The 23,036-nt window shown below is 45.4% G+C and carries 20 protein-coding genes and 2 tRNA genes; 1 reads left to right on the forward strand and 21 read right to left on the reverse strand.

Annotated features, from left to right (window positions below; genetic code table 11):
• Positions 1–83: 83 nt before the first annotated feature.
• The 14 genes from rpsO to rlmE form a co-directional block, all read right to left on the reverse strand.
• Complete coding sequence (gene rpsO, locus K0I62_RS13935) at positions 84–353, reverse strand: 30S ribosomal protein S15 (protein ID WP_220063471.1); 270 nt, start codon at positions 351–353, stop codon at positions 84–86.
• Between the two features lie 95 nt (positions 354–448).
• Positions 449–1,396, reverse strand: coding sequence for a tRNA pseudouridine(55) synthase TruB (gene truB, locus K0I62_RS13940; protein ID WP_220068688.1), 948 nt, complete (start codon positions 1,394–1,396; stop codon positions 449–451).
• Positions 1,396–1,812, reverse strand: a complete 417-nt coding sequence (rbfA, locus tag K0I62_RS13945) for a 30S ribosome-binding factor RbfA (RefSeq protein WP_220063469.1) — start codon at positions 1,810–1,812, stop codon at positions 1,396–1,398. Before rbfA ends, truB begins: the two co-directional genes overlap by 1 nt.
• Before the next feature lie 50 nt (positions 1,813–1,862).
• Complete coding sequence (gene infB, locus K0I62_RS13950; RefSeq protein WP_220068689.1) at positions 1,863–4,523, reverse strand: translation initiation factor IF-2; 2,661 nt, start codon at positions 4,521–4,523, stop codon at positions 1,863–1,865.
• A 26-nt stretch (positions 4,524–4,549) separates the two neighbouring features.
• Positions 4,550–6,049, reverse strand: a complete 1,500-nt coding sequence (gene nusA, locus K0I62_RS13955) for a transcription termination factor NusA (RefSeq protein ID WP_220068690.1) — start codon at positions 6,047–6,049, stop codon at positions 4,550–4,552.
• 27 nt (positions 6,050–6,076) lie between these two features.
• A complete protein-coding gene (gene rimP, locus K0I62_RS13960; protein ID WP_220068691.1) occupies positions 6,077–6,532 on the reverse strand; it encodes a ribosome maturation factor RimP in 456 nt (151 codons plus the stop codon).
• 155 nt (positions 6,533–6,687) lie between these two features.
• A tRNA-Met gene (locus K0I62_RS13965) sits at positions 6,688–6,764 on the reverse strand.
• A 106-nt stretch (positions 6,765–6,870) separates the two neighbouring features.
• A tRNA-Leu gene (locus K0I62_RS13970) sits at positions 6,871–6,956 on the reverse strand.
• A 124-nt stretch (positions 6,957–7,080) separates the two neighbouring features.
• A complete protein-coding gene (gene secG / locus K0I62_RS13975) occupies positions 7,081–7,413 on the reverse strand; it encodes a preprotein translocase subunit SecG (RefSeq protein ID WP_220068692.1) in 333 nt (110 codons plus the stop codon).
• Positions 7,414–7,416: 3 nt separating this feature from the next.
• Entirely contained in the window at positions 7,417–8,199 is a 783-nt protein-coding gene (gene tpiA / locus K0I62_RS13980; protein WP_220068693.1) for a triose-phosphate isomerase, read from the reverse strand.
• Between the two features lie 180 nt (positions 8,200–8,379).
• Positions 8,380–9,711, reverse strand: coding sequence for a phosphoglucosamine mutase (gene glmM / locus K0I62_RS13985; protein ID WP_220068694.1), 1,332 nt, complete (start codon positions 9,709–9,711; stop codon positions 8,380–8,382).
• Positions 9,712–9,777: 66 nt separating this feature from the next.
• Positions 9,778–10,563 carry a dihydropteroate synthase gene (gene folP, locus K0I62_RS13990; RefSeq protein ID WP_220071397.1) on the reverse strand — a complete coding sequence of 262 codons (786 nt, stop codon included), beginning with the start codon at positions 10,561–10,563 and terminating at the stop codon, positions 9,778–9,780.
• A gap of 304 nt (positions 10,564–10,867) precedes the next feature.
• The gene (gene ftsH, locus K0I62_RS13995) at positions 10,868–12,838 is read right to left on the reverse strand and encodes an ATP-dependent zinc metalloprotease FtsH (RefSeq protein WP_286670319.1); all 1,971 of its coding nucleotides are present in this window, start codon (positions 12,836–12,838) and stop codon (positions 10,868–10,870) included.
• 45 nt (positions 12,839–12,883) lie between these two features.
• A complete protein-coding gene (gene rlmE / locus K0I62_RS14000; protein ID WP_220068696.1) occupies positions 12,884–13,513 on the reverse strand; it encodes a 23S rRNA (uridine(2552)-2'-O)-methyltransferase RlmE in 630 nt (209 codons plus the stop codon).
• A gap of 91 nt (positions 13,514–13,604) precedes the next feature.
• Between rlmE and yhbY the strand changes: the two genes are divergently transcribed.
• On the forward strand, positions 13,605–13,904 hold the full coding sequence (gene yhbY, locus K0I62_RS14005; protein WP_220068697.1) for a ribosome assembly RNA-binding protein YhbY: 300 nt from the start codon (positions 13,605–13,607) through the stop codon (positions 13,902–13,904).
• Between the two features lie 89 nt (positions 13,905–13,993).
• On the opposite strand, the gene greA is transcribed toward yhbY, so the two are convergent.
• The 7 genes from greA to dnaJ form a co-directional block, all read right to left on the reverse strand.
• Positions 13,994–14,470, reverse strand: coding sequence for a transcription elongation factor GreA (greA, locus tag K0I62_RS14010; RefSeq protein ID WP_220068698.1), 477 nt, complete (start codon positions 14,468–14,470; stop codon positions 13,994–13,996).
• A 287-nt stretch (positions 14,471–14,757) separates the two neighbouring features.
• Positions 14,758–17,979, reverse strand: coding sequence for a carbamoyl-phosphate synthase large subunit (gene carB, locus K0I62_RS14015; RefSeq protein ID WP_220068699.1), 3,222 nt, complete (start codon positions 17,977–17,979; stop codon positions 14,758–14,760).
• Between the two features lie 20 nt (positions 17,980–17,999).
• Positions 18,000–19,172, reverse strand: a complete 1,173-nt coding sequence (carA, locus tag K0I62_RS14020; RefSeq protein WP_220068700.1) for a glutamine-hydrolyzing carbamoyl-phosphate synthase small subunit — start codon at positions 19,170–19,172, stop codon at positions 18,000–18,002.
• 159 nt (positions 19,173–19,331) lie between these two features.
• A complete protein-coding gene (gene dapB, locus K0I62_RS14025; RefSeq protein WP_220068701.1) occupies positions 19,332–20,147 on the reverse strand; it encodes a 4-hydroxy-tetrahydrodipicolinate reductase in 816 nt (271 codons plus the stop codon).
• A 117-nt stretch (positions 20,148–20,264) separates the two neighbouring features.
• The gene (gene bamJ / locus K0I62_RS14030; RefSeq protein ID WP_220068702.1) at positions 20,265–20,882 is read right to left on the reverse strand and encodes a BamJ family beta-barrel-assembly machinery protein; all 618 of its coding nucleotides are present in this window, start codon (positions 20,880–20,882) and stop codon (positions 20,265–20,267) included.
• Positions 20,883–20,961: 79 nt separating this feature from the next.
• Entirely contained in the window at positions 20,962–21,750 is a 789-nt protein-coding gene (locus tag K0I62_RS14035) for a M48 family metallopeptidase (RefSeq protein WP_220068703.1), read from the reverse strand.
• 116 nt (positions 21,751–21,866) lie between these two features.
• The gene (gene dnaJ / locus K0I62_RS14040) at positions 21,867–23,000 is read right to left on the reverse strand and encodes a molecular chaperone DnaJ (RefSeq protein WP_220068704.1); all 1,134 of its coding nucleotides are present in this window, start codon (positions 22,998–23,000) and stop codon (positions 21,867–21,869) included.
• Between the last annotated feature and the right edge of the window lie 36 nt (positions 23,001–23,036).

The raw sequence follows: 23,036 nt of genomic DNA on the forward strand, positions 1-23,036 counted from the left end.
TCAACCGTCTTCAAGATGTATCAATAACCCATAAAAAAAGGAGGCTAAGCCTCCTTTTTTTACTACTGTACACTAATGCAATATTAGCGACGTAGACCTAGCTTTTTGATCAGCTCTTGGTAGCGAACGTTTTCAGTACGCTTTAGGTAAGCAAGAAGCTTACGACGAGAGTTAACCATACGAAGCAAACCACGACGTGAGTGATGATCATGGATGTGCTCTTTAAAGTGACCTTGCAGATGGTTGATCTGTGCGGTTAAAAGAGCGACTTGAACCTCAGTAGAACCAGTGTCATTCTCACAACGACCGAAATCAGCCAAGATTTGTGCTTTTACTTCTGAACTTAGTGACATGTTTTTCTCCAAAATAATATAAATGCTTCAGCCGATCACTAACTCAGCCGAAGAGAGCGCGATATAGTACCTATTTTATAACCTGCTTGCAAGGCTTATACTTGTTCATCACGTAATACAATTAAACGCTTTGGCGCCAATAAGCCATCGTCATTCATTGAACCTACGCCAACAAATTTTCGTTCGTCACCAATGGTTATTCGAACCAACTCATCGACGGGTAAATTAGCCACTTGAACTGGATTACCATTCAGTAAATAGTGAGCAATATCATCAGAGACATTGATCTCTTTAAAGCCACTCACCGCGGTGTCCATAGGTAGAAGTAAAGGATCGAGCAATTCCTTCGGTGGACGCTCTTCTGACTGAGCCTGTTGTAATAAGGTCTCTAGCTGTTCTAGCGAAACCATCTTATCGTAGGGATAGCCAGCAACACCTGTGCGGCGCAACATAATCACGTGAGCGCCACAACCAAGCATTTCACCAAGATCATCTGTGATGGTGCGGATATAAGTGCCCTTAGAACAGTGAATGTCTAAGGTTAACTCATCACCTTCGAGCTTAATAAAATTCAACTCATACACAGTGATAGGACGCGCCTCTCTTGGCACCTCTATCCCTTCACGAGCGTATTTATATAGCGGTTGACCTTGGTACTTAAGCGCTGAATACATTGAGGGAACCTGCATAGTATCTCCTCTAAAGTACTCTAAGGCTTCGTCCAGCTGAGCTTGGCTAAACTCTACTGGGCGAATTTGTACGACTTCGCCATCGGAGTCACTGGTATCCGTACGCACACCAAGTTTAGCGGTAACTAAATAACGTTTATCGGCATCAAGTAGATGCTGAGAAAACTTAGTTGCTTCGCCAAGACACACAGGTAACATTCCTGTTGCTAATGGGTCCAGTGCGCCAGTATGGCCCGCTTTAGCGGCATTATAGATACGCTTAACACGCTGTAGAGCAAAGTTCGAGCTCATTCCTGTGTCTTTGTCGAGCAGCACGATACCATCGACAAAACGACCCTTAGGTTTGCGCGCCATTACTTTTCACCTTGCTCTTCGTCTTGTTCAGTATCACTACCGTGTTCACGCGCCTTCGCCTGATCAGAACTAATGACTTGACTGACCAAGTTAGACATACGCATACCTTCTACAAGTGATGCGTCATAAATAAAACGAATCTCTGGCATAACACGCAGTTTCATGCGACCAGCTACTAACGAACGCACATAACCTGCCGCGGTCTCTAGTGCGGCGAGCTTTTCCTCGACCACAGCTTTGTCTTCTTCAAAGAAGGTCACATACACCTTGGCATAACTGAGATCTCGAGACACATCGACGTCGTTAACGGTAACCATACCGATACGAGGGTCTTTAATATCACGTTGTAACACTTGAGCAAGTTCTTGTTGAAGTTGCTGAGCAATACGACGAGTACGACTAAATTCTTTTGCCATAATTATTGCCACTCTTAACTAAAAAAGGCGGCTTACGCCGCCCTTTACGATTATAAGGTTCGAGCGATTTCGACCGTTTCGAAGACCTCTATCTGATCGCCAACTCTGACGTCATTATAGTTCTTCACGCCGATACCACACTCCATACCGTTACGAACTTCGTTAACGTCATCTTTGAAACGACGTAACGACTCAAGTTCACCTTCGTAAATAACCACGTTATCACGAAGAACACGGATTGGAGCGCTACGCTTGATGGTACCTTCAGTAACCATACAACCAGCAATAGCACCAATCTTAGGCGACTTAAACACATCGCGAACTTCAGCAAGACCAATGATCTCTTGTCTAAATTCTGGTGCAAGCATACCGCCCATCGCAGCGCGAACTTCATCGATAAGATGATAGATAACGCTATAGTAACGAAGGTCGACACTTTCGCTATCGATAGTCTTACGCGCTTGCGCATCGGCACGAACGTTAAAACCAACCATAATCGCGTTAGATGCTGCAGCAAGTGAAGCATCAGTCTCGGTCAATCCACCTACACCGCTAGCGATGATGTTAACTTTAACTTCATCGGTAGACAGTTTGTTAAGTGAATCAGAGATAGCTTCAAGCGAACCTTGAACATCAGCTTTAAGCACGATGTTAAGCTCCTGAACTTCGCCTTCAGTCATGTTAGCAAACATGTTTTCAAGCTTAGACTTCTGCTGACGCGCAAGTTTCACGTCACGGAACTTACCTTGACGATAAAGTGCAACTTCACGCGCTTTACGCTCATCACGTACAACGGTTGCTTCATCACCGGCTGATGGCACACCTGAAAGACCTAAGATCTCTACAGGAATAGATGGACCAGCTTCAGTGATCGACTTACCATTTTCATCTTTCATCGCACGGACTTTACCGTACTCAAGACCACAAAGAACGATATCACCTTGCTTAAGTGTACCTTCTTGCACCAATACTGTAGCGACGGGTCCACGGCCTTTATCAAGCTTAGATTCGACAACTACACCTGCAGCCATACCTTCACGAACCGCTTTAAGCTCAAGAACTTCCGCTTCTAGCAAGATACCTTCAAGCAGTTCGTCGATACCTTCACCAGACTTGGCTGAAACGTGGCAGAACATGTTGCTTCCACCCCAATCTTCAGACATAACACCGTGCTGTGACAGCTCAGACTTAACTCGATCTGGGTCAGCTTCTGGCTTATCCATCTTGTTAACAGCAACAATTAATGGCACTCCACCCGCTTTCGCGTGCTGAATAGCCTCAATTGTTTGTGGCATCACACCATCATCGGCCGCTACCACCAAGATAACGATATCGGTTGCCTTCGCACCACGAGCACGCATAGCGGTAAACGCCGCGTGACCAGGAGTATCTAAGAAGGTGATCATGCCGTTTTCAGTTTCAACGTGGTACGCACCAATGTGCTGAGTAATACCACCGGCTTCGCCTGATGCAACTTTTGCGCGACGAATATAATCAAGTAACGATGTCTTACCGTGGTCAACGTGACCCATAATAGTCACAACTGGCGCGCGAGGCTCAACTTTAATGTTGCCATCACGATCAGCAAGCACTTGATGTTCAAGCTCGTTTTCACGAGTTAGAACAACCTTGTGACCCATCTCTTCTGCCACCATCTGCGCAGTTTCTTGATCGAGTACTTGGTTAATCGTAACCATAGACCCCATCTTCATCATCTGCTTGATGATTTCAGTGGCTTTAACAGCCATCTTCTGCGCTAGCTCAGCAACAGTGACCGTTTCGCCAATGCTTACATCACGGCTAACAGCCGCTGCTGGCTTGTTGAAACCATGATCCATTGACTCTGGAGCATTGCGTTGGTTACGACTATTACGGTCACGACCACCGCGGTTATCTCTGCCACCACGTTTCTTATTGACAACTTCTTTCTTACCCGCAGGTTTACGTGCACGACGACCACGCTTTTCAGCGTTCATATCAGCGGTATCTTCTGCAGCGCGCGCTTCAGTTGAAGTCGTAACGTGATGATCAGCGCTTTTCTCTGATTCTTTACGAATGCGCTCTTCTTCAGCCCAACGCTTCTCGTTTTCTTCAGCGAGTCGGCGCGCTTCTTCAGCGGCCGCTTTCGCTTCTTCATCAAGCTTTTGCTTAGCTGCCGCTTCTTTCGCTGCAAGTAAGCGAGCTTCTTCAAGCTTAGCCGCTTTCTCTTCAGCGGTTTCAGCGACAACAGGCTTAGCTTCTGCAGCTTTTTTAGCTTTCGCTTCTGCTTCGGCCTTTGCCTTAGCTTTGGCGGCGGCATCGGCTTCGGCTTTTGCCTTAGCTTCGGCTTCTGCTTTGGCCTTAGCTTCAGCTTCTGCAGCGGCTTTGGCTTCTGCTTCAATCTTAGCCTTAGCTTCCGCCTCTGCGTCTGCAGCTGCGTCACGTTTTACGAAAGTACGCTTTTTGCGAACTTCGACCTTAACGTCTTTAGATTGACCACCGCTGCCTGCAACACTCAGTGTTGATACCGACTTACGCTGTAATGTCATCTTAGTTGGCGCAGCATCGCCGCCATGTTGTTTCTTTAAGAAATCAAGTAACTGCTGCTTCTCTTGTTCAGAAACTGTGTCGCTTTTATTCTTTTTAATGCCTGCTTCAGAAAACTGCTCGACTAATCGATCTGCTGTTTTTCCGACTTCTGCGGCCAGTTTTTCTACTGTAGTATCTGCCATCTGTTAAATCCCCTCTGTTGATCGACTTATGCTTCTTCGCCAAACCAACAGATATTGCGGGCTGCCATGATGAGCTCACCAGCCTTTTGTTCTGTTAATTCTTCAATCTCGATCAAATCATCAATGCCTTGTTCGGCTAAATCTTCAAGCGTAATTACGCCTTTACTTGCCAACACATACGCCAAATGACGCTCTAAACCTTCTAAGGCAAGTAAATCTTTGCTCGGCTCAGCACCATCGAGTGCTTCTTCGGACGCCAGAGCCCGTGTAGAGATAGCGGCTTTCGCGCGCTCTCTCAATGCTTCAACGACATCTTCGTCAAAACCTTCGATGTCTAATAGTTCAGATTCTGGAACATAAGCAATCTCTTCCAATGAAGTGAAACCTTCATCGGCAAGTACTTGAGCAAAATCTTCATCGACATCCAGTGAGGTAACAAACAAGTTAACCACTTTCGCACTTTCTGCTTGGTGTTTAGCTTGCATATCAGCCACTGTCATTACATTTAGCTCCCATCCCGATAACTGGGTTGCTAAACGAACATTCTGGCCATTACGGCCAATTGCTTGTGCAAGAGAGTCAGCTTCAACGGCAATATCCATTGAGTGATTATCTTCATCAACGATAATAGAGGCCACATCAGCTGGCGCCATTGCATTGATCACAAATTGTGCAGGGTTATCATCCCAAAGCACGATATCAACACGCTCACCACCAAGCTCATTAGAAACGGCTTGCACACGAGCGCCTCGCATACCGACACATGCACCGATAGGATCGATGCGACGGTCATTAGATTTAACCGCTATCTTAGCGCGAGAACCTGGATCACGAGCAGCGCCCATAATCTCAATCATCTCGTCAGCAATTTCAGGTACTTCGACACGGAAAAGCTCAATAAGCATATCTGGCTTAGTACGAGTTAAAAATAGCTGAGCACCGCGAGCCTCTGGACGCACAGCATAAAGTAATGCACGAACACGGTCACCAGGACGGAAGCTTTCACGAGAGATCAGGTCTTCTTTAAATAACACTGCGTCAGCATTATTACCTAAATCAACCACGACACTTTCACGGTTACTCTTCTTCACGACACCAGTGATTAACTCGCCTTCTTTCTCACGGAACTGATCGACGATTTGAGCACGTTCAGCTTCTCGTACTTTTTGTACGATAACTTGCTTAGCGGTTTGCGTGGTAATACGGTCGAAAACAACAGATTCGATCTCATCTTCGATATATTCACCGATTTGGATCTCTGGGTCTTCGTATTTAGCCGCTTCTAGCGTAATTTCACGAAATGGATTTTCTAACGCTTCTCCATGATCGTCAACGACCATCCAGCGACGGAAAGTTTCATATGCACCAGTCTTACGATCGATAGCAACACGAACTTCAATATCGCCTTCGTACTTTTTCTTGGTTGCTGTGGCTAACGCTATTTCTAGCGCTTCAAAAATCTTTTCACGCGGTACGGCCTTCTCATTTGAAACCGCCTCAGCGACTAGCAGAATCTCTTTGTTCATCCTCTTGCCTCGTTCACCTTGAATCCATCAAAACTTAGCGATTAAGTTGCCTTTACGGATGTTATCCAAGGCAATAATCAGTTCGTTGCCATCAACGGTCAGAGTAAGCATTTGCCCCTCTACACCAGTGACGGTACCTTTTAAATTACGACTACCAGCGACAGGCATAGTCAATTGAACCTTTACAGTCTCGCCGATGTAAAGCGCGTATTGCGCCGCATTAAATAGCGGTCTGTCTACACCTGGCGAAGAAACTTCTAATGTATATTCGGTTGATATGGGATCTTCAACATCAAGCACCGCACTAACTTGACGGCTAACATCGGCGCAATCGTCAATAAAGATGCCTTTTTCATTATCTATGTATACGCGCAAAACTGAATGCTTGCCTGCTTGAATGTATTCAATGCCCCAAAGACTGTGGCCTAATGCTTCAACTGGTGCGATAAGCATCTGTTCCAGTTTACTTTCCAAAGTTGCCAAGGTTACCCCCCGAAAAACAAAAAAGGGCCTAAAGCCCAATACGACATCGTCAAATGACGATATTTCAAAAGTCCAGATAACAAAAAACCCCGTAATCACGAGGTCATAGCATTCAGAACCTGTATCAGAAATGGACAAATCCATTACTGGGAAGCTGGTTGCGGGGGCCGGATTTGAACCGACGACCTTCGGGTTATGAGCCCGACGAGCTACCAAACTGCTCCACCCCGCGTCAACTGCTGCAATTATATTGATACTCTTCAATATTTGCAATAATAAAGCCTATTTAGTAAGAGACTTTATCACACTCAGACAAGCCAATGGCTCATCCTAAGATTTGGTGCGGATGGGGGGACTTGAACCCCCACGAGCATAGCTCACCACCCCCTCAAGATGGCGTGTCTACCAATTCCACCACATCCGCATGTGTTGTTACTTTTTCGTTGTTTACACCTTAATCAGATAATTGAGGAATAATCTCAGTGTTTACAACAGGCTAAAACAATCATACTTTGTTTTAGCCCAACTTAATCAATGATTAAGCTATATTAGTCAGGAATCTTATCTTCTGACTTTTGGGTCTCTGTTACTGGTTGAGTAACAGCGGCTGCATCAGCACCTAAATCTTTCCACGAATCTTCGCTTTTCGCATGGTTAGCACTTAAGTTACCAATGGTTAAACTTAAAGCGAAAAACGCAATTGCTAGAACAGCGGTAGAACGTGTTAAAAAATTACCTGAACCACTTGATCCAAATAATGTTGCTGATGCTCCGGCGCCAAAAGAGGCTCCCATATCAGCACCTTTACCTTGCTGGATTAAGATTAAGCCAATTAGACCTAACGCGACCAACAAGTAAATAACCATTAGAACTTCGTACATATTTTATGCGCTCATTGCTATCGAACATAAACTTAAAAACTCGGTAGAGTTTAAGCTTGCACCGCCTATCAGTCCACCATCTACATCAGGCTGAGCAAATAGATCTGCTGCATTACTCGGCGTTACGCTACCACCGTACAAAATCCTGATATTCTCTCCAATATATGGAGAAACTTCAGAGAGGCGTTTGCGAATAAACGCATGAACTTCCTGTGCCTGCTCTGGCGTAGCGCTCTTACCTGTACCTACCGCCCATAAAGGTTCGTAGGCGATAATTGCGTTATCAAAAGCCATAGTGCCATTTTTTTCAATGACCACGTCTAGCTCTTCAGCAATCACCTCAAAGGTGCGTCTTGCTTCACGAGCCGGACCCGACTCACCAACACAGAGTATCGGAGTCAAACCATGCTTCTGCGCTGCAGCGAACTTGTCCGCCACGATATCGCTTGTTTCGCCGTACATACGGCGACGTTCGGAGTGACCGATAATAACATATCGACATCCTGAATCTGACAACATCTGCCCAGACACTTCACCAGTATAAGCACCAAACTCATGTTGACTGAGGTTCTGTGCGCCCATCCTGACAAGACAACCATTTAAGGCTTCTTTGTTTGCATCTAGCTGCTGACGTACGCTTTCTAGAAATATACTAGGCGGACATAAGACTACTTCCGCAGAATCATTTTGAAGCTTATTAGCGAACTTGGTAAATAGCTCCTGCGCTAATTGCGCCGTGCCATTCATTTTCCAGTTCCCAGCGACCATTGGACGTCTAAGTGCCATCACTGTCTCCTTCTGAAAGCGGCGTGAATAATAGCGAACCACTTGTTAACTTACAATACCTAAATGCCGAATTTTTACGATAAACCGTCTACCCGTCTACTTTTTATCCTTAAACACTCAGCTGAGCACAGGATTTAACCAAGTAAAAGTTAAATCCTGATATCTTGTGTATTAATCGATTTAAACTAACGCCCTGATGGCATCGGCAATGACATTGGCATGACGAGTCACATCGCTAGCAATGTCACCTTCAACCATCACACGAATAAGCGGCTCGGTTCCTGATTTTCTTAACAGTACCCGACCACGTTCGCCTAATTGCTTCTCCACCTCAGCTTGCGCAGCTAACACACTTTCCGCTGCCAGCGGATTATGATTGCCTTCGAAACGAACGTTCACCAAAACTTGAGGCAACATTTTTATCCCCTCAGTTAACTCTTCAAGTGTCGCTTTCTTACGACACATTGCGGCTAAGACAAGGATCCCAGCAACAATACCATCACCAGTTGTCCCATGATCAAGGTTAAGTATGTGACCCGAGTTTTCGCCGCCAATTCGCCATGCGTTCTTCTTAAGCAGCTCCATCACATAACGATCGCCAACTTTAGATCTTGCGAATGGAATATCGCGGGCTTTTAGCGCTAACTCTAACCCCAAGTTTGACATCAGTGTGCCGACGACCCCACCTTGTAAGATCCCGCGGTCTTGAGCATCACAGGCTAGGATATAAAGAATTTCGTCCCCATCAATAACCTTACCATGACGATTAACCATCATAATGCGATCGCCATCGCCGTCGAGCGCTATGCCCAAATCGGCCTTTTCGGCAATTACAGTTTCACGGATTTTCCCCATCGAAGTGGCACCCACTTCATGATTAATGTTAATACCATTGGGTGCTGCACCAATCACAACCACATCGGCACCTAACTCTCTAAATACATTAGGTGCAATGTGATAAGTCGCTCCATGAGCACAATCAACCACAATTTTTAATCCCTTAAGCGTATGCTCTGCAGGAAAGTTACCTTTGCAATATTCAATATATCGGCCAGGGGCATCATCTATACGCGAAACTTTACCCAATAAATGTGACTCCACACAAGTTAGCGGCTTTTCAAGTTCAGCTTCGATTTCAAGCTCGATGGCGTCATCCAATTTACTACCATCATTTGAAAAAAACTTGATGCCGTTATCGTAATAAGGATTATGTGATGCACTGATCACCACACCAGCCTCAGCCCGAAAGGTACGTGTAAGATAGGCGACTGCGGGCGTTGGCATTGGCCCCATCAGCATCACATTTAACCCAGCCGCAGACAGACCGGCTTCCATTGCCGATTCGAACAAATAACCTGAAATACGAGTGTCTTTACCAATAATCACCTTGTTAGTGCCTGCACGCGTGAGCACTCGCCCTGCAGCCCAACCTAATTTTAAGGCCAGTTCAGGAGTCATTTTTCCTGAACCAACCTTACCTCTAATACCATCAGTACCAAAAAATTTTCTCACGATGTTAACCTCTTACATCCACAGCTAGGATGTCTATATTTACAAATAGTATTATTATCAACGGTGCTATAGCGTCTTAAAATGCGTGGTAGCATGCATGACCTCAATCATATCGACAGTCTCTTTGACGTCATGTACACGAAGAATATGTGCTCCTTTCTGCACACTTAACATTGCAGCGGCCAAACTTCCCGCTAACCGCTCATCAACATCTGCTTGCAAAAGCTGCCCAATCATACTTTTTCTTGAAAGTCCGATTAACAAAGGCAGCTCAAAACGATTAAATTCAGCCAAGCGATTCAGTAATTCATAATTATGAGCAAGCGTCTTACCAAAACCAAAACCAGGATCTAAGAGAATTTGAGAACGATCAATGCCCTGGGCTTCACATGCGTTAATTCGCATATTAAAAAACTGCACAATATCTTCAACAATATCACCATACACAGGCGATTGCTGCATCGTTCGCGGCTGCCCTTGCATGTGCATCAAGCAAACCGGCACGTTAAGCTTGGCGGCAACGGATAAAGCGTCTGGTTCCTGCAATGCCCTCACATCATTAATAAGATGAGCGCCACTCTCAACCGCCTCTTGCATCACTTGTGCTTTACTTGTATCAATCGATATCCAGACATCATGGTTGGCACTAACATACTCAACAAGCGGAATAACCCTCTCTAGTTCCTGCTCAAGCGTGACACCTGCCGCGCCTGGCCGAGTTGACTCTCCACCAATATCGATAAAACTTGCTCCTTGGGAAACCATCAAATCTGCGTGTCGGCAAGCCCGTTCAAAGCTATTATGATGACCACCATCAGAAAACGAGTCTGGTGTCACATTCAAAATCCCCATCACATGTGGGCGATTAAGAGATATTTGTTTCTGTCTGCTGACTAACTGCAAAAGATCTTCCTCGACAACAATGAACAGCAAGTTGAACCTTCAATTGAAATAACTAGTTATGACAATGGTAAGATTTACAACGCTGTAAACATATATTTTAGCCATTTTGAATAATGAGATAACGAAAGCGATAGCTACTAGTCTCTCAAAAATCATTCCACCGTTTAATTCGTTGAATTAACCGATCGTAAACAAGAAAACCCCTTTCGGGGTTTTCTATTATTGTAAATACTCACTAATTCAATAAGTCGAATTATTTAGTAACAGGTGACTCATCAACACCTTTTGTATCGCTTGGAGTCGATGCTTCGCTCTGAGGCTCTACAACCTCAGCATCATTAACCTCAGCTTGCTTGCCACCTTTATGATCGCCATTACTGCCATTTTCGTCCATATTCCAATCGGCAGGAGCGCGTACTTCTCGACGAGACATAAGATCGTCTATCTGAGTAGAATCAAGAGTTTCATACTTCATCAACGCATCTTTCATCGCATGAAGAATATCCATATTATCAGTTAAGAACTTATGGGCTCTGTCATAGTTACTATCGATAATCATCTTAACTTCGTCATCGATAACTTTGGCAGTCTCATCAGACATATGCTGTGATTTACCCATACTGCGTCCAAGGAAAACTTCGTTATCATCTTCAGCATAAAGCACAGGACCCAGTTTTTCAGAGAAGCCCCACTGCGTTACCATGTTACGCGCAATAGACGTCGCATACTTAATATCTTGTGAAGCGCCGGTCGATACGCGTTCGCTACCATAGATAAGCTCTTCGGCAAGACGTCCACCGTAAGCCACAGAGATCTGGCTCTCAAGCTTTCTACGGCTCTGGCTGATAGCATCGGCTTCAGGCAAGAAGAAAGTCACACCCAACGCACGACCACGTGGAATAATAGTCACCTTGTGCACAGGATCATGCTCCGGTACTAAGCAACCCACAATCGCATGACCCGCTTCATGGTAGGCGGTCATCTCTTTCTCATCTTCTGACATCACCATAGTGCGACGCTCAGCGCCCATCATGATCTTGTCTTTCGCACTTTCAAACTCTTCCATTCCAACAACGCGGCGATTTCCACGTGCAGCGAATAGCGCAGCTTCGTTGACAAGGTTGGCCAAATCCGCACCAGAGAAACCTGGAGTACCACGCGCAATAACGCTCGCCTTGACATCATCGGCTAATGGCACTTTACGCATATGCACTTTCAGGATCTGTTCACGACCGCGCACATCAGGCAAGCCAACAACCACTTGACGGTCAAAACGACCTGGACGCAGCAGCGCTGCATCGAGTACGTCTGGGCGGTTAGTCGCGGCAATAACAATAATACCTTCATTACCTTCAAAACCATCCATCTCAACCAGCATCTGGTTTAATGTTTGCTCACGCTCATCGTGACCACCACCGACACCGGCACCACGCTGGCGACCAACGGCATCAATCTCATCGATAAAGATGATGCACGGTGCTGATTTTTTCGCTTGTTCAAACATGTCACGCACACGTGATGCACCGACACCGACAAACATCTCAACAAAATCTGAACCTGAGATAGTAAAGAAAGGCACCTTAGCTTCACCAGCAATCGCCTTTGCAAGTAAGGTTTTACCTGTACCAGGAGGCCCAACAAGTAACACACCAGTAGGAATGCGACCACCTAGTTTTTGGAATTTGGTTGGTTCTTTCAGGTAATCAACCAACTCTTTAACGTCTTCTTTAGCTTCATCACAACCAGCAACGTCACCAAAGGTCGTCTTGATCTGATCTTCACCCATCAATTTGGCTTTACTCTTACCAAATGACATAGCGCCCTTTCCGCCGCCACCTTGCATCTGGCGCATGAAGAATATCCACACACCAATAAGCAGAAGCATTGGGAACCAAGAGATGAATATCTGAGTTAAGAAGCCAGACTCTTCGGCTTCTTGACCCTTCATGGTCACGCCTTTGCGGTCAAGATCATTAATCAAATCTTGATCGTACATGGGCATAATCGTCGTGAATTTTTCACCCGTTCGCTTTGTACCCTCAATGGTACGTTGGTCGCTTTTAACTTCGACAGTATTAATCTGCCCTGAACGGACATCATCCAGGAATGCGGAATAATCCATCTTCAACGAATTTGATGAAGAGGGGGAATAGCCCTGAAACACTGACATCAGCACAACGGCGATGACAACCCAGAGAATTAAATTTTTTGCCATATCACTCAAAATTACTAGACCTCATACAGTCTTGCGGTTACTGACGTTAGGTTACTACAACTTGTATCCTGTCGCCACAAGATAGACTTCACGCGAACGCGGTCGCGAAGAGTCTGGCTTTCGTGTTTTAACGGTTGTAAATGCTTCTTTTACCGCCTTCATATATTCGTCAAAGCCCTCCCCCTGAAAGACTTTAACAGCAAAACTACCATTGGGTGCCAACACTTGATGACACATATCTAACGCTAGTTCTACCAAATACATGGCGCGCGGTTGATCCACACCACCTGTACCACTCATATTAGGCGCCATATCAGAAAGTACAACATCAACTTTAGCATCACCTACCCTTTCAAGTAAGGCATTCAGTACTTTCTCTTCGCGAAAATCACCTTGTAGAAAGTCGACACCAACGATGGGATCCATAGGTAAAATGTCGCAGGCGATAACTTTACCATTATCACCAGCTAATTTAACCGCAATCTGTGACCAACCACCAGGAGCGGCCCCTAAATCCACAACGGTCATCCCCGGACGGATCAGTTTATCTTTCTGTTGTATCTCTTCGATTTTAAACGCGGCACGCGAACGTAACCCTCGTTTTTGCGATAACTTTACATAGTGATCATCGAAATGTTCCTGCATCCAACGGGAGGAACTTGCTGTTCGTTTTTTACCTGACATTTAAAATCCGCAACAAATATAAGTTACACAAAGGCTATATGAGGGTAGAATAGCGTTTTTTCAACAGTAACTCAGCATAAAGTTGGTAGAAATGAACTTAACAACCAAACAAAAACAGCACTTAAAGGGCTTAGCACATAACTTAAAGCCTGTTGTACAGCTTGGTTCCAATGGTCTGACTGAAGGCGTACTGGCTGAAATTGATAATGCACTCTCTCATCATGAATTAATCAAAGTGAAAGTAGCCTCTGGTGACAGAGAGCTAAAAAATGCAGTCGTTGACGCCATAGTACGCGAAACCCGAGCTGAAAAAGTTCAGCTAATCGGTCACGTATTGGTCCTTTTTCGTCAATCTCCAGAAATGAAGATTGCCATTCCAAGAGCAAAGTAATACCCATCAGTATTGGTTCTATTTGCCTCATAAAAAAGCCGCTATCAATTAGCGGCTTTTTTGTTTACAGAGTCTTGTCTTAAAAAGATTTAGATATATTCAACCGCTGTAATTTCAAAGTCGGTCACACCACCAGGGGTAGAGATTGTAACTTCGTCCCCCTCTGATTTACCGACTAAGCCTCTCGCGATTGGCGATGATACTGAGATCAAATTCTCTCTGATATTAGCTTCATCTTCACCCACTATACGGTAAGTTGACTCTTCTTCGGTATCAAGATTTAAGATAGTCACCGTCGTGCCGAAAATCACTCGCCCTGTATTTTCCATCTTAGTAACATCGATAATTTGCACATTCGATAATTTGCCTTCGATGTCTCTGATACGAGCTTCACATAATCCCTGCTCTTCGCGGGCCGCATGGTACTCAGCATTCTCTTTCAGATCACCTAACTCTCTTGCGATACCGATAGCTTCAGCAATCTTAGGGCGCTTATCAAACTTTAAAAAATCTAACTCTTTACGTAGTTGTTCTGCACCAACAACTGTCATCGGAACCTTATTCATAGGAACGATCGTCTCCTTAAAACAAAAGCATCCTAGCCAGCCTGGTCCATATAAAGACCACTGACTAAGTATAAAGAAAGCATGGAATGGATCTATTCTATACTGGGATTGCACTAGAAGCTAATGAATCACGCTTAGATAACATTAACATTGAAAGAAGTGTGTTTTTCATCCCACATCACTAAAGTAATATCACCATTAACATTGGGCCAATAAACCACAAGGTCAAATAGATACCTCGTCATAAAAAAGGCCGCTTACGCGGCCTTTTAACACTAAAGCAATTATTAGCCTTTAATACGTTTGTGTAGCTCTTGCACCGAAGTGACATTGGTACGATCATCTGCCGCATGCGCCATACAAGTTGCAAATGCAGCATTCAAGGTCGTGGTGTAATTAACCTTGTAACGCAGTGCACCACGACGTAACTGACGAGAATCTTCAATTGCTTGACGACCTTCAGTCGTATTGACGATATAGGTATACTCATCGTTCTTGATACGGTCAAGAATATGAGGACGTCCTTCATGTACCTTGTTCACTAAGCGAGGATTAATACCCGCTTCACCTAACACAACAGCAGTACCGTGGGTGGCATCAATTTCGTAACCAAGCTCTATCAATTTAGCCGCTAAATCGGCAACGCGGTTCTTGTCGCTATTACGAACCGACAATAGCGCACGGCCAGACTTAGGTACTTCTGATGTCGCACCAAGCTGCGCTTTAGCATAAGCTTCAGCAAAGGTATCACCCACCCCCATGACTTCCCCCGTTGAACGCATTTCAGGGCCAAGCAAAGGGTCAACACCTGGGAACTTATTAAATGGCAGCACCACTTCTTTCACTGAATAGAAAGGTGGGATCACTTCTTTAGTGAAACCTTGCTCTTCAAGTGATTGACCAGCCATAACGCGCGCGGCGATCTTAGCAAGTGGAACCCCAGTCGCTTTCGATACAAATGGCACGGTACGAGCGGCACGTGGATTAACCTCAATCATGTAGATGGTGTTATCTTGAACCGCAAACTGCACGTTCATCAAACCAACGACACCCAGTTCCATAGCAAGTTTTCTAACCTGCTCACGCATCTCATCTTGAATCGCTTGACTTAGCGTGTATGGAGGTAGGGAGCAACCTGAGTCACCTGAGTGAACCCCTGCTTGTTCAATGTGTTCCATGATGGCACCGACAACAACATCTTTACCATCACAAATGGCATCGATATCGACTTCGGTCGCATTATCCAAGAAACGATCAAGCAATACAGGTGATGCATTAGAAACACTTACCGCTTCGCTAAAGTAACGACGCAAGTCTTGCTCATCGTATACGATTTCCATTGCGCGGCCACCAAGCACATAAGATGGGCGAACAACTAATGGATAACCGATACGTTCACCAGAAATGACAGCGCCCTCAACGGTAGTCACGGTATCGTTTTCGGGTTGTTTCATCTCTAAACGTTGAATCGCTTGCTGGAAACGCTCTCGGTCTTCCGCACGGTCGATGGCATCTGGACTAGTACCAATAATCGGTACGCCAGCAGCCTCTAGATCACGAGCCAATTTAAGCGGTGTTTGGCCGCCGTACTGCACGATAACGCCTTTAGGCTTTTCGATACGTACGATTTCAAGCACATCTTCTAGTGTGACGGATTCAAAATAGAGCCTATCAGATGTGTCGTAGTCGGTTGATACTGTTTCAGGGTTACAGTTAACCATGATAGTTTCAAAACCATCTTCACGAAGCGCTAACGCCGCATGAACACAGCAATAATCAAACTCAATACCTTGACCAATACGGTTTGGACCACCACCAATCACCATGATTTTGTCACGATTTGTGGGGTTGGCTTCACACTCTTCTTCATAAGTTGAGTACATATAAGCGGTATCGGTAGAGAACTCTGCTGCACAGGTATCTACGCGTTTATAAACCGGATAGATTTCATGGCGATAACGCAGCTTACGCATCTCTGATTCGCTAACACCTAACAGCGCAGCAAGACGTGAATCGGCAAAACCTTTACGTTTAAGCTTGTATAAGAAATCCTTATCCATGCTAGACATGCCAGACTCTTTAACTTGTGCTTCTAGGCTAAGCAGCTCTTCGATTTGCACTAAGAACCAAGGGTCGATATTGGTGAGCTTAAAGATATCTTCTAAGCTAAGACCCGCACGGAATGCATCGCCAATATACCAAATACGCTCAGCACCTGGCTCTTTTAATTCGTGGCGAATACGAGACAACGCATCATTATCTTCGATATCGATAATTGGGTCTAAGCCGTTAACACCAACCTCTAGGCCGCGCAGTGCTTTCTGCAGCGACTCTTGGAAAGTACGACCAATCGCCATCACTTCACCCACAGATTTCATCTGGGTGGTTAAACGGTCATTTGCGCCAGCAAACTTTTCAAAGTTAAAGCGCGGTACTTTAGTCACTACATAATCGATAGCTGGCTCAAATGATGCTGGCGTTGCGCCGCCAGTAATATCATTGCTCAATTCATCAAGGGTAAAGCCAACTGCAAGTTTGGCAGCAATCTTAGCAATCGGGAATCCCGTTGCTTTAGATGCCAAGGCAGATGAACGCGATACGCGAGGGTTCATCTCGATGATAACCATACGGCCGTCTATAGGATTGATACCAAACTGAACGTTAGAGCCACCGGTTTCAACACCAATCTCACGCAGCACAGCGAGTGATGCGTTACGCATCAACTGATACTCTTTATCAGTTAATGTTTGTGCTGGAGCAACTGTGATTGAATCACCAGTATGGACACCCATAGGATCGAAGTTTTCGATTGAACACACGATAATACAGTTATCGTTACGGTCACGAACCACTTCCATCTCATACTCTTTCCAACCAATTAACGACTCATCGATAAGCAGCTCGGTGGTTGGTGAAAGCTCTAGGCCTTGAGAACAGATCTCTTCAAACTCTTCCTTGTTATAAGCGATACCACCGCCGCTCCCACCCATAGTAAATGATGGGCGAATAATACAAGGGAATCCTACTTCTTCAAGTACGCCATAAGCATCTTCCATGCTACGAGCAATACCTGCACGCGGACACTCGAGACCAATCGCTTTCATTGCTTCATCGAAGCGACTGCGATCTTCAGCTTTATCGATAGCATCGGCTGTCGCGCCAATCATTTCAACATTAAATTCAGCCAGTACACCTTCGCTTTCTAAGCGAAGTGCACAGTTCAATGCCGTTTGACCACCCATGGTTGGCAAAATGGCATCTGGACGCTCTTTGGCAATAATGTTACGCACAACTTCCCAATGAATAGGCTCGATATAGGTTGCATCGGCCATTTCAGGGTCAGTCATAATAGTCGCAGGGTTAGAGTTAACCAAAATAACTCGATAACCCTCTTCGCGAAGCGCTTTACAGGCCTGAGCTCCAGAGTAATCAAACTCACATGCTTGACCAATCACAATCGGGCCTGCGCCCAGGATTAGAATACTTTTTATATCTGTACGTTTTGGCATTGCTTAAACCTTCTCCCGGACTACTTAGCGTTGTGACGATACTGCTCAATCAACTCGATAAAGTGATTAAACAATGGGGCCGCATCATGAGGACCTGGACTCGCTTCAGGGTGACCCTGGAAGCTAAACGCAGGCTTATCGGTAAGATGGATGCCTTGCAAAGAACCATCAAACAGTGATTTATGGGTCACTTTGATGTTGGCAGGCAAACTTGCTTCATCTGCAGCAAAACCGTGGTTTTGGCTGGTGATCATCACATTACCTAGCTCAATATTACTGACAGGGTGGTTTGCACCGTGATGGCCAAACTTCATCTTTAAGGTTTTTGCACCTGAAGCCAATGCCAGTAATTGATGACCTAAGCAGATCCCAAACACTGGAATATCAGTTTTCAAGATATCTTGAATCGCGCTAATCGCGTAGTCACATGGCTCTGGATCACCTGGGCCATTGGATAAAAACACGCCATCTGGGTTCATTGCAAGCACTTCGCTCGCAGGTGTTTGTGCAGGTACAACGGTCACATCACAACCGCGGTCAACCAGCATGCGTAAGATATTGCGTTTAACGCCGTAGTCATAAGCGACGACCTTAAACTTCAACTCTGATTCAGGAGTATCGTCAGGTAAACCACCAACTAAACGCCAGCTACCACTGCGCCACTGATATTGTTTATCTGTGGTCACTTCTTTGGCGAGATCCATGCCTTTTAATCCAGGGAAAGCTCTAGCCGCTTCAAGCGCTTTAGCTTCATCCATATCACCGACTAAAATTGCGCCAGCCTGCGCCCCTTTTTCCCTTAAAATACGCGTTAATTTACGCGTATCGATATCGGCAATACCTACGACATTGTTAGCTTTTAAGTAATCGCTTAGGGATTGCTGGTTTCTGAAGTTACTTGCGATTAGAGGAAGATCTCTAATAATTAACCCGCATGCGTGAACCGCATCAGATTCAATATCTTCACTATTGGTTCCTGTGTTACCAATGTGGGGGTAAGTTAAAGTAACGATTTGACGAGAATAGGAAGGATCCGTAAGAATTTCTTGGTAACCAGTCATCGAAGTGTTAAAAACAACTTCACCAACTGCAAGTCCATCGGCACCAATTGCAGTGCCAGTAAATACGGTTCCATCTTCGAGTACGAGTAAGGCAGACTTTGTCAACGCGACCTCCGAAAAGAGCCAAGCCATTGTATAATAGGGTTTTATTTTACTTTTAAGATACCAACTTTCGCTTAAATACGAAATTTTGACAAATTCCGTCAATTCTATAGGTGAAATGTCACTTCGTCTATAGACAAACGGTGTTTTTCCACAAAAAAAAACGCCATATCGGCGTTTTTTTAAATACTAATCTTTCAGACCTAAAACCTGCTGCATGTCATAAAGTCCAGGGACTTGATCACCGAGCCAAAATGCAGCGCGCATTGCGCCATTGGCAAAGGTCATCCTACTAGAGGCTTTATGGGTGATCTCTAAGCGCTCACCGATATCAGCAAACATAGCCGTATGCTCACCCACGAGATCACCCGCGCGGATAGTAGAGAAACCAATGGTTTCACGACTACGCTCTTCAGTGATCCCTTCACGCCCATAAATCGCACATTTTTCTAAATCGCGACCTAACACTTCAGCAATCACCTCTCCCATTTTGAGAGCCGTTCCCGAAGGTGCATCTTTTTTATGTCGGTGGTGACCTTCGATGATCTCGATATCGGTATAGTCACCCATCACCTCAGCGGTTAACTCAAGCAAACGCCACATTAAGTTCACACCTACTGACATATTCGGTGCCATCACGATAGGCGTTGTTTCAGCATATGCTGCAATCTGCTCTTTTTGAGCATGATTAAAACCGGTTGTGCCGATCACAATACCTTTACCATTACGTGCACACCAGTCAGTGTGGACTACACTGGCTTCGGGCGAGGTAAAATCAATCAGAATATCAAAATCATCAACAGCAAGATCAAGGGAATCTGTTATCGCAACATTCATTGCGCCAACACCTGCTAACTCGCCAGCATCAACTCCAATCAATGTTGAACCCGCACGCTCAATCGCTGCACCTAAAAAGATATTGCTACTAAGCTTTGCCGATTCAATAAGAGTGCGGCCCATACGACCACTGCCACCAGTAATAGCGACTCTTACTTGCTCTGTCATCCACGTCTCCCTGCACTTCATTTGCTTTGCCTATACAGGCAGTCTAGAAATCACCTTGTAACTTGTTATTAAAACAAGCTACAAAAAAAAGCCTAAGCAACAGCTTAGGCTTTTAGATTATAGTATGTCGAGCAATTCAACTTCAAATACTAAGGCTGAATAAGGTGGGATAGATGCACCAGCACCACGCTCGCCATAAGCTAGGTGATGAGGAACATATAGCTTCCACTTAGAACCCACAGGCATTAGTTGTAATGCTTCAGTCCAACCTGCGATAACACCAGAAACAGGGAACTCGGCTGGTTGATCACGCAATACTGAACTATCGAAAACGTCACCGCTAATGAAAGTACCGTGGTAGTGAGTACGAACAGTTGAGTCGTAGCCAGGCTTATCGCCGTTACCTTCGTTAATGATCTCATACTGAAGACCAGACTCTAAGGTAATAACGCCATCACGCTTTTGGTTTTCAGCTAAGAAAGTTTCACCTTCCGCAGATGCAGCTGCGGCTGCAGCTTCTTGTACCTTCTGAATACGCTGACTGATTTCAGTGAAGGCAGTTTGAAGATCTTGCATAGAAACAACGCTCTCTTTACCTTCAAAAGCATCAGATAAACCAACTTGAACCGCTGAAATATCAATACCTTCGAAAGAGTTTGCCGCTAATTGCTCGCCTAATTGGCGACCGACACCGTAGCTGGCATGCTGTTCAATTGTGGTGAACTTGTCAGACATAATGATAGTACTCTCATTTATTCAATTAATTTCGCGCGGATTTTATCACAGTCGACGATAAAAAACCCATAAATTGCCCCTAGTCACAGCGATTTTTTACACTGGCACTTGCGGTGCGATACAGAGGCGTTACTTGGGGCAACATCTGTTGCAGGTCGGCAATGCGATGTCTATGAGAAGGGTGAGTCGATAACAGCTCAGGGCCTTGATTGCCCCCCGCCTTCGCCATGTTTTGCCACAGATTGATACTCTGGCTAGGATCGAACCCCGCTCGTGCCATTAACTCAACCCCCATGACATCGGCTTCACTCTCTTGTGCCCGGCCATAAGGGAGGATAAAACCATACTGGGCCCCCAGTCCCAGGGCCGACATATAGAGATCTTTATTACTTAATCCGCTAACATCGATGGCAGCGTCGGCGATCTGCATACCCACACCCGTTAACTGGGCTCTTGAGACCTGCTCGTTGCTGTGGTTCGCTAGCACATGGGCCACCTCATGACCTATCACAGTTGCCAACTGGTCTTGGTTCTTCGCCACCTTGAGCAGCCCGCTATAGACACCGATATGACCACCTGGCAAGGCAAACGCGTTAACCTGATCGGACTCAAACACCACCACCTCCCAATTTGGCTGACGGCCTGGTAAGACGGAAGTGATACGCTCGGCCACACAGGTCACATATTGATTAACCTGCTTATCCTGGCTCACCTTCTGCTGCTTTTTCATCTGAGCAAATGATTCGGCGCCCATCTGATCCATCTGCTGCGATGAAAACAATAAAGTCTGATTACGCCCAGTAGGCGACTGTGTCATTGCACAACCGGCTAATAGTAGGACCACCAGCACCGCGGTTAACTGCTTCATCTTTCGTTCCTTCTGTTTATGAAACTTGGCTATTTGAGTATCTACTATGAATAGCGGTAAAAAATAGACATAAAAAAACCTCGCATAGCGAGGTTTTTATTGTGTATCAGTCAGTGCTAACTATTCAAGTCTTGAAAAAACTTCTTCACACCATCGAAGAAACCTTCAGCTTTAGGGCTGTGCTTCTTTGATGAACCTGTGAGGGTGTTGTCAAACTCACGTAATAGCTCTTTTTGCTTGTCACTTAAGTTCACCGGCGTTTCCATCACAACCTTACAGAGCAGATCACCTACAGCATGGCTGCGAACCGACTTAACCCCTTTGCCACGTAAACGGAACATTCGGCCTGTTTGCGTCTCTGATGGGATCTTAAGGTTAACTTTACCATCGAGTGTAGGCACTTCAATCTCACCACCCAATGCTGCAGTACTAAATGAAATCGGTACTTCACAGTAAAGGTTGTTACCGTCACGAACAAAAATAGCATGTTCACGCACAGTAACCTGAACATACAAGTCGCCTGGTGGTGCGCCAAACTCACCCGCTTCACCTTCACCAGATAGACGAATACGGTCGCCCGTATCAACACCAGCAGGGATTTTAACCGACAGGGTCTTGCTCTTTTCAACACGGCCTTCGCCATGACACTTGTTGCAAGGATCTTTAATGATCTTGCCGCGCCCATGACAGGTTGGACAGGCTTGCTGCACCGCAAAGAAACCTTGGCGCATCTGCACTTGACCTTGACCATGACAGGTTCCACAGGTCGTTGGTGATGAACCTTTCTTCGCGCCACTACCATCACAGACATCACATGCTGCCAGTGTTGGAATACGCAGCTCTTTGGTTAATCCTCTCACCGCTTCTTCTAGCGATAACTCTAAGTTGTAACGTAAATCACTACCACGCGCAGCCTGACGTTGACCACCACGGCGTCCGCCACCGAAGATATCACCAAAAACATCACCAAAAACATCACCGAAATCAGCGCCGCCGCCAAAACCACCACCGCCGCCACGATTAGGATCAACGCCAGCATGACCAAACTGATCATAAGCCGCTTTCTTATCGCTATCGGTTAGAATTTCGTATGCTTCTTTCGCTTCTTTAAAGCTGGTTTCAGCCGCCTTGTCACCAGGATTGCGATCAGGGTGAAATTTCATGGCTAACCGCTTGTAAGCCTTTTTAATTTCACGTTCGCTGGCGTCACGACCTACGCCTAATACTTCGTAATAATCTCGCTTTGACATAGTCTTATACTTTTTGTGCTGGAGTTGTACGAACGG

The sequence above is a fragment of the Shewanella psychrotolerans genome (assembly GCF_019457595.1).
Taxonomy (GTDB): Bacteria; Pseudomonadota; Gammaproteobacteria; order Enterobacterales; family Shewanellaceae; genus Shewanella; species Shewanella psychrotolerans.

What these genes read in the sequence shown, in the direction of transcription:
- rpsO (WP_220063471.1), bottom strand. Translation starts at nt 353, where the DNA reads ATGTCACTAAGTTCAGAAGTAAAAGCACAAATCTTGGCTGATTTCGGT.
- carA (WP_220068700.1), bottom strand. Translation starts at nt 19,172, where the DNA reads ATGGCTTGGCTCTTTTCGGAGGTCGCGTTGACAAAGTCTGCCTTACTC.
- bamJ (WP_220068702.1), bottom strand. Translation starts at nt 20,882, where the DNA reads ATGTCTGACAAGTTCACCACAATTGAACAGCATGCCAGCTACGGTGTC.
- secG (WP_220068692.1), bottom strand. Translation starts at nt 7,413, where the DNA reads ATGTACGAAGTTCTAATGGTTATTTACTTGTTGGTCGCGTTAGGTCTA.
- carB (WP_220068699.1), bottom strand. Translation starts at nt 17,979, where the DNA reads ATGCCAAAACGTACAGATATAAAAAGTATTCTAATCCTGGGCGCAGGC.
- rlmE (WP_220068696.1), bottom strand. Translation starts at nt 13,513, where the DNA reads ATGTCAGGTAAAAAACGAACAGCAAGTTCCTCCCGTTGGATGCAGGAA.
- rbfA (WP_220063469.1), bottom strand. Translation starts at nt 1,812, where the DNA reads ATGGCAAAAGAATTTAGTCGTACTCGTCGTATTGCTCAGCAACTTCAA.
- dnaJ (WP_220068704.1), bottom strand. Translation starts at nt 23,000, where the DNA reads ATGTCAAAGCGAGATTATTACGAAGTATTAGGCGTAGGTCGTGACGCC.
- K0I62_RS14035 (WP_220068703.1), bottom strand. Translation starts at nt 21,750, where the DNA reads ATGAAGCAGTTAACCGCGGTGCTGGTGGTCCTACTATTAGCCGGTTGT.
- greA (WP_220068698.1), bottom strand. Translation starts at nt 14,470, where the DNA reads ATGAATAAGGTTCCGATGACAGTTGTTGGTGCAGAACAACTACGTAAA.
- dapB (WP_220068701.1), bottom strand. Translation starts at nt 20,147, where the DNA reads ATGACAGAGCAAGTAAGAGTCGCTATTACTGGTGGCAGTGGTCGTATG.
- truB (WP_220068688.1), bottom strand. Translation starts at nt 1,396, where the DNA reads ATGGCGCGCAAACCTAAGGGTCGTTTTGTCGATGGTATCGTGCTGCTC.
- yhbY (WP_220068697.1), top strand. Translation starts at nt 13,605, where the DNA reads ATGAACTTAACAACCAAACAAAAACAGCACTTAAAGGGCTTAGCACAT.
- tpiA (WP_220068693.1), bottom strand. Translation starts at nt 8,199, where the DNA reads ATGGCACTTAGACGTCCAATGGTCGCTGGGAACTGGAAAATGAATGGC.
- nusA (WP_220068690.1), bottom strand. Translation starts at nt 6,049, where the DNA reads ATGAACAAAGAGATTCTGCTAGTCGCTGAGGCGGTTTCAAATGAGAAG.
- folP (WP_220071397.1), bottom strand. Translation starts at nt 10,563, where the DNA reads ATGGGGATTTTGAATGTGACACCAGACTCGTTTTCTGATGGTGGTCAT.
- infB (WP_220068689.1), bottom strand. Translation starts at nt 4,523, where the DNA reads ATGGCAGATACTACAGTAGAAAAACTGGCCGCAGAAGTCGGAAAAACA.